General features: G+C 48.8%; 20 protein-coding genes and 1 pseudogene. 13 read left to right on the top strand and 8 right to left on the bottom strand.

The window, feature by feature from the left end; genetic code table 11:
* Positions 1–337: 337 nt before the first annotated feature.
* A pseudogene (locus tag CRO57_RS25440) lies at positions 338–628 on the bottom strand (FecR domain-containing protein); the annotation flags it as partial.
* A 358-nt stretch (positions 629–986) separates the two neighbouring features.
* Between CRO57_RS25440 and CRO57_RS01770 the strand changes: the two are divergent.
* From CRO57_RS01770 to CRO57_RS01745, 7 genes are all read left to right on the top strand, one after another.
* A complete protein-coding gene (locus CRO57_RS01770; RefSeq protein WP_097151687.1) occupies positions 987–2228 on the top strand; it encodes a class I SAM-dependent RNA methyltransferase in 1242 nt (413 codons plus the stop codon).
* A gap of 124 nt (positions 2229–2352) precedes the next feature.
* Positions 2353–2658 carry a hypothetical protein gene (locus CRO57_RS01765; protein WP_141401157.1) on the top strand — a complete coding sequence of 102 codons (306 nt, stop codon included), beginning with the start codon at positions 2353–2355 and terminating at the stop codon, positions 2656–2658.
* Positions 2659–2773: 115 nt separating this feature from the next.
* Positions 2774–3073 carry an exopolysaccharide biosynthesis protein gene (locus tag CRO57_RS01760; protein ID WP_141401156.1) on the top strand — a complete coding sequence of 100 codons (300 nt, stop codon included), beginning with the start codon at positions 2774–2776 and terminating at the stop codon, positions 3071–3073.
* A 97-nt stretch (positions 3074–3170) separates the two neighbouring features.
* Entirely contained in the window at positions 3171–3713 is a 543-nt protein-coding gene (locus CRO57_RS01755) for a hypothetical protein (RefSeq protein ID WP_097151684.1), read from the top strand.
* A 33-nt stretch (positions 3714–3746) separates the two neighbouring features.
* The gene (locus tag CRO57_RS01750; protein ID WP_097151683.1) at positions 3747–4211 is read left to right on the top strand and encodes an SRPBCC domain-containing protein; all 465 of its coding nucleotides are present in this window, start codon (positions 3747–3749) and stop codon (positions 4209–4211) included.
* Positions 4212–4376: 165 nt separating this feature from the next.
* On the top strand, positions 4377–4670 hold the full coding sequence (locus CRO57_RS24340; protein ID WP_141401155.1) for a hypothetical protein: 294 nt from the start codon (positions 4377–4379) through the stop codon (positions 4668–4670).
* 7 nt (positions 4671–4677) lie between these two features.
* Entirely contained in the window at positions 4678–5364 is a 687-nt protein-coding gene (locus CRO57_RS01745) for an acyltransferase family protein (protein WP_097151682.1), read from the top strand.
* 87 nt (positions 5365–5451) lie between these two features.
* Here the strand turns inward: CRO57_RS01745 and ald are convergent, their stop codons facing one another.
* Positions 5452–6570, bottom strand: coding sequence for an alanine dehydrogenase (gene ald, locus CRO57_RS01740; RefSeq protein ID WP_097153139.1), 1119 nt, complete (start codon positions 6568–6570; stop codon positions 5452–5454).
* A 190-nt stretch (positions 6571–6760) separates the two neighbouring features.
* On the opposite strand from ald, the gene CRO57_RS01735 reads away from it, so the two are divergent.
* Positions 6761–7228: an Lrp/AsnC family transcriptional regulator gene (locus CRO57_RS01735; RefSeq protein WP_097151681.1), complete on the top strand. Its 468-nt coding sequence runs from the start codon at positions 6761–6763 to the stop codon at positions 7226–7228.
* 114 nt (positions 7229–7342) lie between these two features.
* Here the strand turns inward: CRO57_RS01735 and CRO57_RS01730 are convergent, their stop codons facing one another.
* Both CRO57_RS01730 and CRO57_RS01725 read right to left on the bottom strand, forming a co-directional pair.
* Complete coding sequence (locus CRO57_RS01730; protein ID WP_097151680.1) at positions 7343–7756, bottom strand: VOC family protein; 414 nt, start codon at positions 7754–7756, stop codon at positions 7343–7345.
* A gap of 11 nt (positions 7757–7767) precedes the next feature.
* Positions 7768–8763, bottom strand: a complete 996-nt coding sequence (locus CRO57_RS01725; RefSeq protein ID WP_097151679.1) for a carbon-nitrogen hydrolase family protein — start codon at positions 8761–8763, stop codon at positions 7768–7770.
* A 341-nt stretch (positions 8764–9104) separates the two neighbouring features.
* Here CRO57_RS01725 and CRO57_RS01720 point away from each other — a divergent pair, with 341 nt between their 5' ends.
* Positions 9105–9989 carry a LysR family transcriptional regulator gene (locus tag CRO57_RS01720; protein ID WP_170955908.1) on the top strand — a complete coding sequence of 295 codons (885 nt, stop codon included), beginning with the start codon at positions 9105–9107 and terminating at the stop codon, positions 9987–9989.
* A 93-nt stretch (positions 9990–10082) separates the two neighbouring features.
* Here the strand turns inward: CRO57_RS01720 and CRO57_RS01715 are convergent, their stop codons facing one another.
* The gene (locus CRO57_RS01715; protein ID WP_097151677.1) at positions 10083–11111 is read right to left on the bottom strand and encodes a metal-dependent hydrolase; all 1029 of its coding nucleotides are present in this window, start codon (positions 11109–11111) and stop codon (positions 10083–10085) included.
* Between the two features lie 178 nt (positions 11112–11289).
* On the opposite strand from CRO57_RS01715, the gene CRO57_RS01710 reads away from it, so the two are divergent.
* Positions 11290–11802, top strand: a complete 513-nt coding sequence (locus tag CRO57_RS01710) for a CbrC family protein (RefSeq protein ID WP_097151676.1) — start codon at positions 11290–11292, stop codon at positions 11800–11802.
* Positions 11803–11866: 64 nt separating this feature from the next.
* Here the strand turns inward: CRO57_RS01710 and CRO57_RS01705 are convergent, their stop codons facing one another.
* Positions 11867–12772, bottom strand: coding sequence for a LysR family transcriptional regulator (locus CRO57_RS01705; RefSeq protein ID WP_097151675.1), 906 nt, complete (start codon positions 12770–12772; stop codon positions 11867–11869).
* A gap of 390 nt (positions 12773–13162) precedes the next feature.
* Between CRO57_RS01705 and CRO57_RS01700 the strand changes: the two genes are divergently transcribed.
* From CRO57_RS01700 to CRO57_RS01690, 3 genes are read left to right on the top strand one after another with little or no spacing between them, the layout of a single operon-like run.
* Entirely contained in the window at positions 13163–14116 is a 954-nt protein-coding gene (locus tag CRO57_RS01700; protein WP_097151674.1) for a glutathione S-transferase family protein, read from the top strand.
* 2 nt (positions 14117–14118) lie between these two features.
* Positions 14119–15048, top strand: coding sequence for a DMT family transporter (locus CRO57_RS01695; RefSeq protein ID WP_097151673.1), 930 nt, complete (start codon positions 14119–14121; stop codon positions 15046–15048).
* Positions 15049–15099: 51 nt separating this feature from the next.
* Positions 15100–15477 (top strand): nuclear transport factor 2 family protein, encoded by a 378-nt coding sequence (locus CRO57_RS01690; protein WP_097151672.1) that lies wholly within the window; start codon positions 15100–15102, stop codon positions 15475–15477.
* 109 nt (positions 15478–15586) lie between these two features.
* Here CRO57_RS01690 and CRO57_RS01685 read toward each other — a convergent pair whose 3' ends face one another.
* Positions 15587–16285: a glutathione S-transferase family protein gene (locus CRO57_RS01685; RefSeq protein ID WP_170955907.1), complete on the bottom strand. Its 699-nt coding sequence runs from the start codon at positions 16283–16285 to the stop codon at positions 15587–15589.
* A 52-nt stretch (positions 16286–16337) separates the two neighbouring features.
* Positions 16338–17252 carry an amino acid ABC transporter permease gene (locus CRO57_RS01680; RefSeq protein WP_097151670.1) on the bottom strand — a complete coding sequence of 305 codons (915 nt, stop codon included), beginning with the start codon at positions 17250–17252 and terminating at the stop codon, positions 16338–16340.
* Between the last annotated feature and the right edge of the window lie 14 nt (positions 17253–17266).

Genomic DNA, 17266 nt, shown 5'->3' with positions numbered 1-17266 from the left:
CGCCGCTATTTCCTCTGTTTCCAGCATTGCTCGAGACATCAGCAGAACGGGCACCACCTCTGAATTCCATGCCTGGATTTACCTGACTATGCCAGGATTGAGGCGAAGTCTTTCTGGCAGAACCCGGAGAGAGCTCCTTGCGACTGCCTTTTATTGTTTTAGTAGCCACAAAAGCAGGCGGAACTACCTTAACTTTTTTCACTTTCCGCACGCTTGCTGCCTTACCCAGGCCCGAGACGGAAAATTTGGATTTGGCGCGATCAAGACTAGCCGTTTGGCCTGCGGTGATATCCACTTCTTCTCCAGACAAAGAACTGGATACCCCCACTTTACCGGAACGAACAGAAACGATCGTTTTCTTCTCTGTCACAGAGACAGAGAATTGTGTTCCCTTCACAATTGCAGCCACATAGGGCGTTTTCACTGCAAAATGCTTGACGTCCTTTTTGTTGACTGCGAGATCCAGTCGTCCCGCCTGTTGCAAAATCAGCGTCTTACCAGTCCGTAGATATTGTTCTCGCGGAATTGCCATAACCGCATTGGAGCCAACCTGAATACGCTCTTTGCCTCGGCTCAACATCAGCTTGGTTCGCCCTCGTGTGGACAATGTCTCGCCTGGGTTAAGCATGCTGCCTTTGGAAACTTTACGGGGCTTCACACCCGTCGATGCGATCCATGCCTGACCAAAAATCTTGGAAACTTTCCAGGAATGTTTGGTTGCAGCATGACTTGGCATCAGAAGAAAAGCTGAGATAATTACCCCATAGAAAAGTCGTAGCAACATACTTTCTCTCCGTTTTGGAACAGAAGGTCCAATTATTAAAGTAACGCTGCTTAAAGCGGGGCTAATGGGGTAGATAAAATTTTCTATTATTTTTGAATATCTGAACTTATGGTTTTCAAAGTCTTAATCTTGCCTCCCCTTTCATTCTTGGGCCTCTTCGCTTAAGAGTGGCGCAGACCAGATGGATTGAAGAGGACCGATTGTGACCGATCCCGTTGAAGTGATGATTGAAAGCCTTGGGGCCAAAGGCGATGGCATTGCCCATCATGATGGCAAAGCGATGTTTGTGCCCTATGCTCTTGAAGGCGAGCGGGTGCGTATCACACCACGTGGCGAGCGTGCTGAGCTGGAAGAAGTTGTCGTCTCATCAGCGGACCGTGTCGATGCCATCTGTCCTTTGTTCGAGCGTTGTGGTGGGTGTTCCATGCAACATCTGGCGAGTGAGCCTTATCAAGCATGGAAATCCAATCTTGTGAAAGAGGCTCTTGCGTCACGTGGTTTCGATGTTCCTTTGCAGCCCATGATCGCAACCAAACCCGGTGGACGTCGCCGCGCGGTTCTGACTGCCCGCTTAATTGGTCGTCGGCTTTTGTTTGGCTACCATGAGGCAAAGAGCAATCGCATTGTTGATGTGAACCATTGCCCGGTGCTCGTCCCAGAGCTTTCTGCATTGCTGCCAAAGCTGGCCGAAGTGCTTCCGCTTTTCATGACCAAGAAGGGCGAGGCAAAAGTCACATTGCTGTCCACGAATTCCGGTATTGATGTGAGCCTTGCCAATGTCAGGGATTTGAATGGCGGTCAGACTTATCTGAAAGCTGTTCAAGTCGCCGAAGATCTGGACCTTGCCCGTCTCAGCGCCAATGGCGAGATATTACTGGAACGCCGCCCACCACAACTGACCATGGGACGGGCTCATGTCTCTCCTCCCTCCGGAGCGTTCACACAAGCTGACGCAACGGCGGAACACGCCATGGTGAATCTGGTGCTTGATGCCGTTGGAGACAAAGCCAAGCGTGTGATTGATCTCTTTTGCGGGTCGGGCACCTTTGCCCTTCGCCTGGCCGAGAATTCTCCTGTCTGGGCTTTGGAGGGCGATGAAGCGGCTCTCAAGGCCTTGGAGAAAGGTTGGCGCTTTGGCTCCAATCTGAAAGGCATCAAGATTGAGCGCCGTGATCTGTTCCGTCGCCCCGTCTTGGCGATGGAGATGAAGAAATTCGATGCCGTGGTCTTTGATCCCCCACGCGCAGGTGCCAAAGCGCAGGCTGAAGAAATTGCCAAATCCAACATCCCCTGTGTGGTGGCTGTTTCCTGCAACCCTGGCACCTTGGCCCGAGATTTGCGCATTTTGGTTGACGGTGGCTACGAGATTGAAAGTGTCACCCCGGTAGATCAATTTCTCTTCTCCGCACATGTGGAATGTGTCACTGTCTTGAGAAAAAAATGATGCATGGTGCTCAGGGCTGTGGAGCGGTTCAGTTGCACCTTGATCTTGACACAAATGCCCTTATCTAAGCTGTAAGGGTGCTTCATATTTTAGCGCTTTTACATTTTGGAACAGGACAAGACATTTGGTAACACGGCTCAAGCAAGGGATTATTGTGGGTGTGGCGATCATTTTGTTCGTCATAGGCCTTGCTTCTGTCTGGACGCCGGTTCCAGCCGGGGCCATTCTCATGGCCTTCGCTACCTTCCTGCTCATTGCCAATAGCCGCTCTGGCCGCAATCTTGTGCGTCGCGTACGCAAGCGTTTCTCGCTGATTGATCGTCAGATGATCTGGTTGGAAGACAGATCAGAGAACAAGGTCACGCGCGTCTTGCGCACCACACGTCCATTACTAAGCCGCCTGTCTGGCGACGTTGACAATCAGCTCTGAATATCGCCCAATTTTCTTTTCCATTGGTCCGTTATCTGCTCTTGGCAAAACAGAAACACCGTCGTCTCGCTGTCATATGTCCTGCTTAAGGCAGTGATATCTCAAAGAATGGCAGATGGACCGACTCGCGGTGATAGCGACTTTCAAACAATGGTTTATGCTTGGACTTGCAATTGTTTGTCTGATTGCAGGCATTGCCACCATCTGGCTTCCGATCCCCACTGGCGTTCCTTTGCTTGCATTGGGGATCTTCCTGTTGGTCGCCTATAGCTCCTCTGGTCGCAACTGGATCCGCCGTACCCGAAAAACTTGGCCCTTTCTGGACAATAAGATGGCATGGATCGAAGATCGCGCGGGCAAAAGTATCGGCCGCGTTCTGAAAACCACCCGCCCCTTCTTGCGCCGGAAGAAATAGAATATGGAAACCATGAACCAATTCATGAGTTGCAATTCTAGATAATTGCCATCAGATAGTGCATATTTACTTCTATCTCCGGATTTCAATTACTCCAATGACATTCAACGCCCATCAAGACCAAGAAGATGGTTATTCCCTCTTCATGGCCATTTGTATCATTATCGGGCTAATATGCGCCTACATTGTCGGAACGCATTACGATACCGGTCTGGTCTATTGGTTGCTCACCAATTGGGGTCAAACAACTGAAGGAAGTGTGATTTCAGTCGCACTATCATCTGGCCCATTCGAGAAAAATTTTGATTCTGGCCCACCATCTTTGCTTTTTAAAAACACGACCTATTTCGGAGATTTTAGCACCGCGATCCTCAACTTCACTTCAATTGAGGGCGCAGAGTTCAAACATGAAGTTTGGTTTATAAAAGAGAAGTATTTGCTCGAAATCGACCAGTCCATCTCCCTCACCTATTTTCCTTGGCACCCCGAAATTGCTCATCCAACATCCTGGCTTTCCGATTTCCAATTCGATGCCAAGCTTTTGAAATGGGCAACCTCGGGCCTCTGCCTCTCGATTTTTGGCTTCCTTGTTACTCTGCATCGTTACAGGCTTTTCAAACGCAATATGCGGCGCTATTAGTGTCATTCCACTGATGAAGCTTTGAGAGTATCCATGACCAAACCCATTGTGAAAGCTGCACAGGTTCCCCTCTCTCAAGAGGCTGCTTATGGATTGTTTGTTGGCAAGATGGGGTTATGGTGGCCGTTGCATTCACGCTCTGTCAGTGCTCATCGCGATGGCACACGAGCCTTGGGTCTGGAAGTCAACGCCGTCAATGATGGCAAGATCACCGAGATTACCGCTGACGGCACACGCTATATCTGGGGCAGCTTCAAGGATTGTGATGCGCCTCATTCCGTCGAGATAGCCTTTCATATGGGGCAACCGGCAGAAGGGGCCAGTCAACTTGTGGTCAGCTTCCTGCATCTTGGCGATGAAGAATGCCGCGTCAAGCTGCATCATTCGGGCTGGGAGAGCTATGGTGAGCTGGCGCAGATGATGCGCGATGGCTATGAGGTCGCCTGGGGTGAGATCTTTGATGAGGGGTATGTTCAGGCCTGTCTCGGCAAGAATTAGATATATCATCTTTCAAGGCTTGCTTAACCATGGAAAGCGGTTTTGGGCAGCCAGACCCAATGAGTAAGCCAATCTTTGTGAATGTAGCCTAAGGCTGGATCACTTCATTCATGTGATCAGCCCAAGGCCCCTATATGTCGCGCATTGGTTATATTGACGGACTTCGTGCCCGTTAGATTCACATCCGAAGTGCAACACCTGCTATTGTGGCAGGTGGTATGGGAACGAGATATAGACACCTTGATTTGCGGGAACGCTGCGAGATTTGCAGTCTTTCTGCAGTTTGCCATCCGTCGCTTTGCAAGGCTTTGGCCGACTATGCTGCTCTGTGCCAGCCTGACATTTGGGGTTTTGTCGCTTTGGCCAAATGTCTGGGCGGCCCAGTGGGGCAATTTCCTGCCGTCCCTCAGTCTGATTTCTCCAAAGCTCTGGAATGCCGCACTGCCTGGCGTCGAGTAAAAATTGGATGGATAAGGCCTATTGGTCTTTGTTTGTAGAAGTTCGCTTCTATGCCATCGCCGGACTTTTATACTTCCTCTCACGCAAACATTTCATTCTACTGATCAATCTGTTTTTCCTCGGAAGTCTGGTCGCCATGTCAGGCGCACAGATGCTGGGCATTCAGTCGATCTATAATGGATTGGCAGTGGTCAGTATTTCCAATTTCTCCGGTTGGTTCCTGCTTGGAATAGCAGCCTATCTGGTCAATCAACAGCAACTAAGCATGGCTGGCTTTACCCTATTCAATGGCTTTGTCTGCCTTGGCTGGGCATCACATTTGTTTGGCGATGCCTATTTCCTTGCCTTCGCACCGGTCTTTGCTGCGCTTCTGATCCTGCCGCAATGGTGGGATGGATTGAACCGGGCGCTTTCCATTGCACCACTCGCCAAAGTCGGATTGGCGTCCTACTCGCTGTATCTGGTGCATCAATATGCAGGCCTGACCATCAGTTATGTGATTGCAGATAGTCTGCATCTTACTGGCTGGGCCGCCGTTGGAGTGGCCTTCGGCGTTATAGCGGGCTGCATAGGCGTTTCAATGATCATTTATCGCTATTGGGAAGAGCCTTTGAACAAGGCACTGGTCAAGGGTTTGACGAGCAAGCTGAAATCTTCCTCAAAGCCATCCAACATACAAAGTCAGATGGCATAATGATCTCAAATTTAAAAAGCCGGGCTCTGCAGATGCAAAGCCCGGCTTTTTATTTAATGCTCACCACTGCACCTAGGGTGCTAGTTTTTAGAGACCCAAAATGCTCTCAGAAGAGACATAGTCGTAGCCAAGATCGTCGGCGACGGCCTTGTAGGTGACTTTGCCTTCATGCACGTTCAGGCCGTTGCGCAGATGTGCATCGTCTTTCAGTGCCTGCTGCCAGCCTTTGTTGGCCAGAGCCAGAGTGAATGGTAGGGTCGCATTGTTGAGCGCAAAGGCAGAAGTGCGAGCCACACAGCCAGGCATGTTGGCCACACAATAGTGAACCACGCCGTCAACTACATAGGTTGGGTTGGAGTGAGTGGTCGCTTTGGAGGTCTCGAAGCAGCCGCCCTGATCGATTGCTACGTCAACGATGACGGAACCATCACGCATGGAAGCGATCATTTCCTTGGTGACGAGTTTTGGAGCTGCTGCACCGGGGATCAGAACGGTACCGATGACCATGTCTGCTTTTTCAACCAAGCGAGCAATGTTGCCCTTATTGGAGTAAACGGTCTTCACTGCGGTACCGAAGCGGTCAACTGCTGCACGCAGAGCGTCAACATTGCGATCAACCATGGTCACGGATGCACCCATGCCCAGCGCGATGCGAGCTGCGTTGGTGCCGGACACGCCAGCGCCGATGATGACGACTTCAGCAGGATCCACACCAGGAACGCCACCGAGCAGAATGCCCATGCCGCCGCCATTGTTTTCCAGAGCCTGTGCGCCAACCTGTGGAGCCAGACGGCCAGCAACTTCTGACATTGGGAAGAGCAATGGCAGAGCACCGGAATCGGAAGTCACGGTTTCATAAGCGATGCAGGTTGCTTCGGACTTTACCAGATCTTCGGTCTGAGGAGCATCTGGTGCCAAATGCAGGTAAGTGAAGAGAACCTGACCTTTACGCAGTTTCGCACGCTCTACAGCCTGAGGCTCTTTCACTTTGACGACCATATCGGCCTTGGCAAAGATCTCGTCAGCGGTCTCCACGATGGTCGCGCCGGCTGCAAGATAGTCATTGTCTGAACAACCGATGCCTTGACCAGCATTGGTTTCCATCATGACTTCGTGGCCGCTGGCAACCAGTTCCTGAACGGAAGATGGCACCAGACCAACGCGGTCTTCGCTGTCTTTGATTTCTTTTGGGCATCCGATAAGCATGATGCAAATTCCTTCTGGCTTGGATTGCTGCTGTTGCACTTGATGCTCTTCTTTTCGTTATGCGGAGCATCCTTGAGAATTTGATCACACTATTTTGCTCGAATTTATGCGCAATTTGTCACGAAAGATGCTTGCCTATCTTATATTTTTTCGAATAAAATTCGAAAAAATATAAGATAGGTGAAATTAAATGCAATTGAAGGATTTAGATAAGCGTGACCGTCAGATTCTGAATTTCCTTCAGGAAGACGGCCGACTGACAAATGCCGAGCTGGCCGAGAAAGTCAGCCTGTCTCCTTCCGCTTGTCTCCGCCGTGTCAAGCAATTGGAAGAAAGCGGGCTAGTCAGTGGCTATCATATGATGCTGGATGCCAAGGCCTGTGGCCTTACTGGCGCTGCCTTTGTCTTTGTAACATTGGAAGGACAGGGTCGCGATATTCTGGCTCGATTTGAGCGCGCGGTGAAAGAGATCAACGAAATTCAGGACTGCTATTTGCTGGCGGGCGAATATGATTATCTGCTGCGTGTAGTCTATCAGGATGCCGCCGATCTGGAACGCATCCATCATGACATCCTGACCAATCTTCCCGGCGTGGTAAGAGTCAATTCCACCCTCACCCTACGAGCTGTCAAACATACAACCAAGATCAATATGTGACTGAAATCGGTTGAGGCAAAAAAAGGCCGGGACTCTCGTCCCGGCCAGAGTTCCTCCTATTCGCCCGGTTGCTTAGAGGCAAAAAAGGAGGCGTCCCCACAGTAAAGCTTCAAATCAGCTCGCAAAAATTCCGGACATATCAGCAAATCCTTTGATCTCGATCGGATTGCCTGATGGATCACGGAAAAACATCGTATGTTGCTCACCCGGCTCACCCACAAAACGGGCGAAAGGTGGGAAGACAAATTCCAACCCATTTTCCTCAAGCCTGACCGCCAGTTTTTTCCAGTCGGCCAGTGGCAGGATTGCGCCGAGATGCGGCATAGGCACAAGATGACCTCCCACCTTGCCTGTCTTGGCAGTCGGAAAAGGCTCCCCCAAATGCAGTGAGAGCTGATGGCCAAAGAAATTGATATCAATCCAGCTATCCGTTGAACGACCAGCCGTACAGCCAAGCATATCGCAATAGAAAGTTCGTGCTTCGTCCAGATCCTTCACATTGAAGGCAAGATGAAAATAGCTTTGCATGGCGTTGTTCCTCATTCATCCTCAAATGTGGCCAAGCCTTGGCGCTGGCGATTGACAACAAGACGTGTAACGTCAGGACGTGAGTAATGGCCAGCCAGATCAAAGTTCTGACGTTCCTGGCGCACCTTGGCATGGTCGATTTCGGCGACAAGCAGAGCTTCTTCCTCAATCACAGGTTCAATCAGCCAAGTTCCGTCTGGATTGGCAATGCAAGAGCCACCATTGGCCATGAATTCCCCGGAATTATCGAGGATTTCTTCCAATGAAGGCATATCCGCAGGGCAGTCACTTTTGCGCATCAGGCCAGAACAAGCCACAACATAAGAACGGCCTTCCTTGGCGAGCACTTGCGTCAGATCATAGGTGTTGTGCAATCCACCCGGCCAGACGCCGATATGAAGATTTTCACCTTGTGCGTAAAGCGCAGCGCGTGAGAGTGGCATCCAGTTTTCGAAACAGTTCAAGCCCCCAAGTGTGAAGGCACCCAATGAATGGGTGCGAAGACCATGTCCATCCCCGCTGCCCCAAGCCAAGCGCTCTTCATAGGTTGGATGAAGCTTGCGATGGACGGAGGCGATCTGTCCCTGGTTGTCAATATAGACCAGGCTACAATAAAGCGTATGGCCACCACGATCCAACGCGCGTTCCATGATGCCCAGATATATAGCAATTTTGTTTCGCTTGGCAGCGGCTTGCACATCGGCAAGATCGCCTCGCTCAATGGTTACACCCTGTTCAAGATATAGAGAATGAATGGCTTTTTGTTTGTCATCATTGAAGCGGGCCGCATCTGTCAGAGCGAGCCAGAACGGATAGCCCGGCACCAATGCCTCACCAAAAGTAATCAGTTCACAACCTTCTTTTGCTGCCAGCTCGATCTGATCAATCGCCTTATCCAACGTCGCCTGACGGTTCAGAAAGATCGGTGCCATTTGGCAAACCCCGATTATCAGGTGATCTTGGTCTGGAACGTTTTTCGGTCCTACCTGAGGCTTGATGACTTTCATTTATTCCCTCTTGGCTAACATCTTTCAATGACACTGAACAAAGCGCCGAAACAATATTCCATAAATTGCCATCCCAGCCCCCCTTGTCAGCAAGGTCCTTCGGAGCCAAGCACCATACTATGGGTTCTGAAGATGCCGCTTGCTGGTCAGCCCAATTTCACAGCAATCCATGTTCGACCACCAGCAAGCGGCAATTGGACGAACATTCCGGCTCCAGGATCATTCCATCTTATGTTCGACGAGTCAGAGTGATGGTTTGGCTCATCATTTGTGCCCGGTTTTACCATTGCAGATCAAAAAGAAATACAATATATTTCTTTCATCAATCGAAAGGAACTCTTTTGGATACGGATTTTCTCCGCTCTTTGGTGCTGGTTGCAGAGAAAGGGTCCATCGCGGAAGCCGCACGGATAGATCATATGACCCCCGCTGCTGTCGGTCAGCGCATTGCTGCACTTGAGCGTCAGATGGGATGTGTCCTTCTTGATCGCATGGGTCATCGCGCCAAACCGACGCAAGCTTGCCTCAACCTGTTGCCCAGAGCTCGACAAATTCTGGAAGATGTTTCCCTGCTCGCCAGCGATCTGGATGACCAGGGTTTGAGCGGCCAGTTAAACTTCGGAGTCATCTCGACGGCCATGAGTGGCTATCTGCCAAAGGTGATGAGGGATCTACGCCAGCAGGCTCCAGATATTCATCTGACCATCTCACCTGGCACTTCCAGAGCCTTGTACGAGGATGTGCAGACACGCGATATCGATGTTGCGCTTTTGGTTGAACCACCTTTTGCGCTGTCCAAAGCTCTGCAATTCTTTCCAATCGCGCTCGAACCTCTTTGCCATATATCTCCTGAGCCATTGAAAGATGCCAGTGAGAAGACGATAGCCCGGTCCATAATGTCTTCTTCCTATATTTGCTATGATCGGCAGAGTTGGGGAGGAAGAATTGCCGCACAATATCTGAACGACTTCGGATTGATGCCGGATATTCTATGCGACCTGGATGGTCCTGATTCCATTCTTCATATGGTGCGTGAAGGCATGGGGACATCCCTGTTGCCATTATGGCCGGGCGTCATGCTAGACACGTCAGATTTCCATGTAACGATCATTCGCAATGTTCGCTATGCTCGACCTGTTGGATTGCTCAGCACCCGTGTGGGGGAGAAAACACCGATGATCAATCTGCTTCAACAAAGCCTGATGCCTGCTCCCAAACTGCGTTAGAGCATATTCCCACCCAAAAACCGCAAATACTTTTCTGCAAAAAACATGCTTCAAATATCCCGTAACGTTTGATGCTTCGCATCCCGGTCTTTTCTATCGACCTTGCATACGGCTCCAGAGGAAGGACGCTGCTTCAGGATTTATCTGTCGCTGCAATTGCACTGTAGGCTGGTTCCACTTCAATTGCTCCGCTTCCTTTTTTGCAATGAGAAAGCGGAAGACAAAATCCGGTGCAATTCCCATGCGCAGGTCCTTCAAAAGAATCTGGTTTCCCGCATGCTGCTCGAGCGCATAGAAACCATGAGTAAAATTCATCAAGGACTGAACCAATTCTGGTCGTTCTGATCCTTCCTCCAACAGATCCAGATTCCTATCCATATCGATCCATTCAATCTTTTGATCATCAGCATCCAATAGAGACACCCAACCATAGCGGGCTTTCTCGTCATCAACTGACAGAACATACCAAAGAACTGAATTACCCATGGAAGGTGTAACGAGAATCTGCGGATCAGATGTATCTGGCTCGCTGCCTTGGGCAATTTGTTGCTCTACACGGGTCTGCATCTGATTTTGAGCCAACATGCCCCAACCAAGATAAAGCGTTGAAAGAATAAGCGCGACCCTGCTGATTTTGCCTGCACTTCCTATTGTTCCTTCAATCTTCGGTCGTCCTTTGATCAACGCCCAGATGGTAGCGAAGAGCAAGGGAAGTGTGTAGACCGGATCGATGATCGAAACTGAAGAGACAGCAAATGGATAGTTGGTCAGCGGCCAGAGCAGTTGCGTCCCATATGAGGTGAGACTATCGAGCAATGGGTGAGTGATCAGCACCAGCCATGTCATCAGCATGATGGTCACACGCGATGATGTTGGGAGTTTATGCAGACGCCGTATCCCCTCCCCGATCACTGGGCTGATAGCGGTGAGCAGGAAGAGCGAATGGCTCCATGAGCGATGATAGATGAAGTCTTCAATCGGATCGGAAAAGGAAACCAGAACATCAAGGTCAGGCAAGGTGCCAAGACCCATTCCCCAAAGCGCAGCCTTGCGACCCAATTGACGACCGCCGACGGCATATCCAATGGTGCCGCCCAATACAGCTTGTGTGAGAGAGTCCAATCCCGGCTCCTTGGTGTTCCTGAATAATCGATTGGAAAATTATATGTAGTTTGGAGACAGGAATTGCAAGACTCTGGTCAATCGGCCAACATTACCGGATCCAGAAACCTTTGCCGAAATTGGCTGATTATCGACGAGTATAGCGGTTTGATATACATCATTTTGAGGAGAAAAGGATATGGAATTTAAATATTTCCGTAAACCAAGCAACTTTGCTTTTAGGACAGATACCCCAAAAGGCTGTTCAATCTGTGGAATGCAAGGGATATGGTTTGACGGTAGCGGATTTAGTGGCACCAAAGATATTGAATGCGTTTGCGAGCAATGCCTGACCTCAGGAAAATTAAAGGAACTTGAAATTGAAACAAATATAGTGCGTGAATATGGTAATGAGGATGCTGACGAAATAGTTTTCGCCACACCTTCTCTTCCAACATGGCAGGATTGTGTTTGGCCATGCATTGATGAGCGATTTCTGGTATTCGAGCGCATTGCTTCAAAGCAGGATTTTGCGAATAAAGATGAGTTCAAGTCTGCGCATTTACCGGAAGTTGACGCCATTACAGACTTTGATTTCTTATGGGACACTTTACCTGATCAACAATTGAAAAACTATCAAGAGGGTGGCGACATATCTGTTTATCTATTTTCAAATGGAGATAAGAAATACTGGCTTTGGGATGCAAACTAACATAGACGGGCCCTGATCAGGGGAAACGGGCAGCAGCAGGACCTGCCATACGATTTTTGTTGCTTCAGAGTTGATCCCAAGGCGGCATATCCCCGCCTAAACGCTCCAGTAAAAAATCAATGAATTCACGTACCTTGGGTGGAAGGTGACGGCGTTCGGGATAGATTGCGTAAAGCATCTGTCTGGGCATTGAATAATCCGCAAGTACCTGAACCAAGCGACCATTTGCAAGATCCCCTCCAACAGTAAAGGTGGGTAGCCTGCCTATACCAAGCCCGTTGAGAATAGTCTCCTTCAGCGCTTCTCCATTATTGACGCGAAAGTTGCCATTGGGCCGAAAGGATAGAGTAGTTCCATTGGACAAAAATACCCACTCCTGAAAGTCACGACTGTAGGTATATTGCAAACAATTATGGTCCATTAGCTCTTTTACAGAGGAAGGCTCTCCGTAAGCTTGGATGTAGTCTGGGGAGGCAACAAGGATGTTTGTTATTGGAGCGATTTTTCTAGCGACCAAAGAAGAATCTTTCAAAGTCCCACCTCGTATCGCCAGATCAAATCCTTCTTCAATTAGATCGACGACGCGATCATCCATAATGAGTTCAATTTCAATATCTGGGTAGATTTTCAAAAAATCCGCAATCAATGGTGAGATATGCAACCGGCCAAAAGACATCGGTACATTTATTTTCAATTTGCCTTTGGGCTTGCTTTGCAGGACTGAAACGCAATCCTCTGCTTCTTGCGCTGCTTCATAGGAACGGATTGCGTGTTCATAGAATCTGGCTCCTACTTCTGTTAAACTGATGTGCCGTGTCGACCGGTGAAACAATTGAGCACCGAGGCGTTGTTCAACCACGGTAATCCGTTTACTCACTGCGGATTTCGAAACCCCTAATCGCCTTGCAGCGGAAGCAAACCCTTGGGTCTCTGCAACCGCAATGATTATCGGAATATCCCCCATATTCATCAGAACCACCTCTCTATATTGCGCAATAGCGGCACATATTTCTTCGGGTTACAGCTTTGAACTGGAACCCAAAGCACTTCCAAAGTTGATGAACAAGTGTTCACTTTAAGATGAATATGTGGCTCAGGTCAAAATCTTGGTTTCAAGCTCACTAAACTGGTTTTACCAAGCTTGCTCTAACCAGATCCCGCATAGACTAGAGCGAGCCCACCCTTTCCCGACACTCTGTTTTGTACCCTCAGGCAAACAGCAAGGATTTCGAACATTCGAAGACAAAGCGAGAGAAGGAATGGGCGAAATTTTCTCACCTCTGTAATTCGAAGAAGGCATATTATCGAAAAATTGAGAACGAACTAGATTGAGATCATCATCAACATTTAGGAGGTTCCAATGGCCAAAATGCTTATAGACGGTGAATTACGCGAAAAACCGAAACAGACAGATGGTCAGTTTAAAAGGATCCCAAGCGGAATACGTAATCGGATTGAAGCGGATCCAAATGCAAGATTTCCGGCAGAGGTTGGCCGATATCACCTTTATCTTTCCAGAGCTTGTCCTTGGTGTCATGGCGTGGAATTGGTGATTGCCTTGAAGGGGATCAGCGAAGCCTTGAGCGTGACCTGGATGGATCCAATCTCATCCGAGAACGGATGGATTATTCAACAAGGCGGAGAAGATGCCAGTTCAGACATGCCAAACCACGAATATCTGTATCAAGCCTATCAACATGCAGAACCCAAATACACCGGAGCAATTTCAGTACCACTGCTCGTTGACAAAGTAACCAGGCAGATTGTTAGCACCGATTCAACAGACATGATGCGCATGCTAAATTCGGCCTTTGACAATTTGGGTGCCGTCGACATTGATCTGTATCCAGATCCTTTGTCAGGGGAAATTGACCGGATCACATCTCTGATCCAGGAACCAATAAGAAATGGCGTTTACCGTGCAGGATTTGCCACAACACAAGAAGCCTATTGTCAGGCCGTAGTCGAATTGTTCGAAGGTCTGGACATGATTGAAACCATTTTGGCAAACCGGCAATATTTGGCAGGGTCAGATCTCACGGAAGTCGATTTAAAGCTATTCCCAACGCTCGTTCGGTTTGATGCTGTCTATGTCACGCATTTTAAAACCGATCACAAAAGAATTGCCGACTATCCCAACCTTTCTCGCTACATGTGCGCATTGGCTCAGCTACCAGACGTTGTGACTACCATCGATATGCAGCATATTCGAGAGCATTATTTCAGAAGTCATAGGCACATAAACCCATCAGGTATTACATCCATCGGTCCTATCTCGCAGTTTCGGGAAGCCAAAATCGCGATCGGAGCTTAGCCATGGTTTCATTTCTACGGATCGTACCGGCGTCAACATTGATTGTCGCAATTGGGGCACTAGTCGGCGTAAGTATCACGCTCTCCAAAATCGCTACCAATGCAGGAACCCCTGCGTTGACAGCACTGTTCTGGCAATTGCTGGTAGCGACAATTGTACTGATGGCAATGGGATTGGCCTCCGGCAAACGCTTGCAACTCACGCCACAATATCTTTTTTATTATCTAGGAGCAGGTTTATTAGGCATCAGTTTGCCGGGTTTTGTTGGCTATACCGTTTTAGGGAAAGTTTCGGTTAGCATTTACTCAGTGCTCATCACTCTCTCACCGATTTTCACCTTCATTGTCTCCTCGGTCGTTGAGCGAAAAATACTTCCCCTGCATCGCCTTTTAGGAATTCTTGTCGGATTGACCGGCATAAGCATGATAACGACCACAGGTTTGGATCTGGCCGATACCGGTTTCCTATGGATTGGTGTTGCGATACTAGGGCCATTGTTTCTCGCGCTTGGTAATGTTTTTCGCAGCAAGGCCTATCCATCAAGCGGTAATCCAACAATGATGGCTACCGGCGCATTGCTCTCGCAACTTCTTCTTGTTTGGCCCGTTCTGTTTCTCATTGGTGAGCCGTCCGGTGTCGAACCAACATCATCACCGGCACAGCTTGCAATGATTGGTGTTGGTCTTGTCACGGCATTTTCCTACCTTCTGACGTTCGAAGTCCAAAGCCGCGCTGATGGTGTGAGTTTTGCCCAGGTTGGATACTTTGCCACCCTTTTTGGAATTGCATTTGGAGCACTCATATTCGGCGAAGTCATTGCCCCATCACTGGTGTTTTCACTGGCAATTCTGTTTTTAGGACTTGCGATATCAAACGGCCATCTGAATCCAAGACAATTATATGCCCGTCTAACAGGTGAGAAGGCCTGCTGAATTCCACAGCCTACTTCCAAATACATAAAAGCTAAGACATTGGAGATAATCATGAAAATTACGACAGACAATATCACGAAATATACAGACCTTTTCGCAGATCTTTATACCGCAGTCGATGCAAAAGATGCGGATGGTGTCGTTCGACATGTAGCAGATGACGTAACTTTTAAGCTTGGCAACTTTGACCAGCTAACGGGGCGAACAATTGTTAAAGACGCGAATGTGGCCTTTTTTGACACAATAAGCGGCATGCATCACACAATTACCGGCATATGGGAAAGCGGCCCCATGGCATTTTGTGAGGGGCTCGTGCGTTACACACGAAAAGATCTCTCGGAGTATGAGGTACCTTTTGCAACGAGGCTGGAAATCCGGAGCAACGAAATTAAAGACTATCGAATCTTTGTCGATATTTCCGAGCTCTAACTTGATTTGAACCGCAAGGAACAGATTACTCAGCTATGGGATGAAGGGTGAAAGCAATCCCACGATCATATGCCCGGTATGCAGAAATCTATCCTTGCGGATTTTCAGGTTAGTCGCAAAACCCTTCTCCTTCAGATTGGCAATCCATTGAAGGGGTGCCTATCGTATCTGGTAGAACATTCTGAGTAATATTCTGATCTTGTAGCATTTTTTTATAGGCCGGACGCGCCATTGCCATGCTCACAAGTCGGTTCAGATAGGGAAAGCTCTCACCCGGCTCCCGCATATCCCGCGTCCAGCGGATCAACATTGCCAGGTAATAGTCACAGGCAAAAAATCTGTCCCCGCACAACAAAGGGCCATTTTCTTGTAAGTGTCCATCAAGCACCTGCCAAAGTTTTGCCAGTCTTGCTTCAGCCTCATACTTCAGTTTTGCCTGCACTTCCGGGATGTTGGTATATTGATCCGGATGCCACCAGATAGTCATGGCTTCCTGGACTGTGTTTGTCAGATGCATCATCCATTGCAGATATTTCCCTCGGCATGGATCATCAATTGCAGGACAAAGACCAGTCTCGGGATGCCTTTCTGCCAAAAACTGACAAATCGCGGCACTTTCATAAAGTGTTTCGCCATTTTCACAAACAAGAACAGGAACTGTCCCGTTCGGGTTTTTTCTTAGATAGTCGGCGCTTTTCAAAAAAGCACCTTTGGCTTCGATCAGCTCAAAATCTTTGCCAATATCATGCAAGATGGCGTGGGGTGCCATCGCAGCACTGCCGGGATACCAATAAAGCTTGTATGTCATTTTTTCCTTCAAAACCTGGTAAACGCTAATCATTATGGAGATAGGCCCCAATTTAACGCTTCATGGATTTCCCAAAGTGCTTTTCAAGTCGGCCTTGCAGCAATTCGAACAGAAAGCTGATGAACCAATAGATGAGTGCTGCGGTGATCAGCATTTCAAAATGCTTGAACTCTGACCTTCCCAAAGTGCGCGCGAGATACATCAGTTCCATCACCCCCATGGCCGAGACCAATGATGAATCCTTGAGCATTGCGATAAAGTTGTTTCCGGTCGGTGGGATGATAATTCTGATTGCTTGTGGAAGCACAACCTTGAGCATGATCTGCCAGGATTTCAATCCCAATGCCAGTGCGGCTTCGGTCTGTGCCTTGGGCACTGCCTGAATACCGGATCTAAATATCTCCGTCATATACGCCCCATAGCAAAGAGAGAGCGCAATAACACCAGACGGTATTGCATCCAGAATGATCCCCAGTTGCGGCAACCCCAGATAAATCAGATAGACCTGCAACAGCAATGGTGTCCCACGAAAAAATGAAACATAAAATGTCGAGATGGCAAATGCCGCTCCATTGTTCGACAGTCTCATAAGCGCGCCGACCAGCGCGATTCCGCTGGCTATCATGATGGACAGTGCCGAGACGAGAAGCGTATATCCGATCCCCGTGAAAATCAGCAGCGGCAACCTTTCGATAATGAAGGTATAGGACAGATCGAAGGAATAGAAGAACACCATGAACAGCGTCAGGAGCTCGAACCAGAACACCACTACTTGCGCACGAAAAGGCAAGTAAAGCACCAAGTGCATGTTGAGCATGATCAACCCGGCGATGATTGCTGCCACAACTGGTCCAGATATATCCCAATTGTCTGGATAGTCGAAATTGATCAACAGACCGAACAGGATGATGAACAAGAACACGCGTCTGATAGACGCGTGTTGCATGAGTGTAAAGACATTGGCCATAAGTGTGGTTCCGC

Origin of the sequence: Cohaesibacter gelatinilyticus, from assembly GCF_900215605.1 — a bacterium.
Lineage (GTDB): Bacteria > Pseudomonadota > Alphaproteobacteria > Rhizobiales > Cohaesibacteraceae > Cohaesibacter > Cohaesibacter gelatinilyticus.
This window is presented reverse-complemented; position numbering and strand designations above follow the sequence as displayed.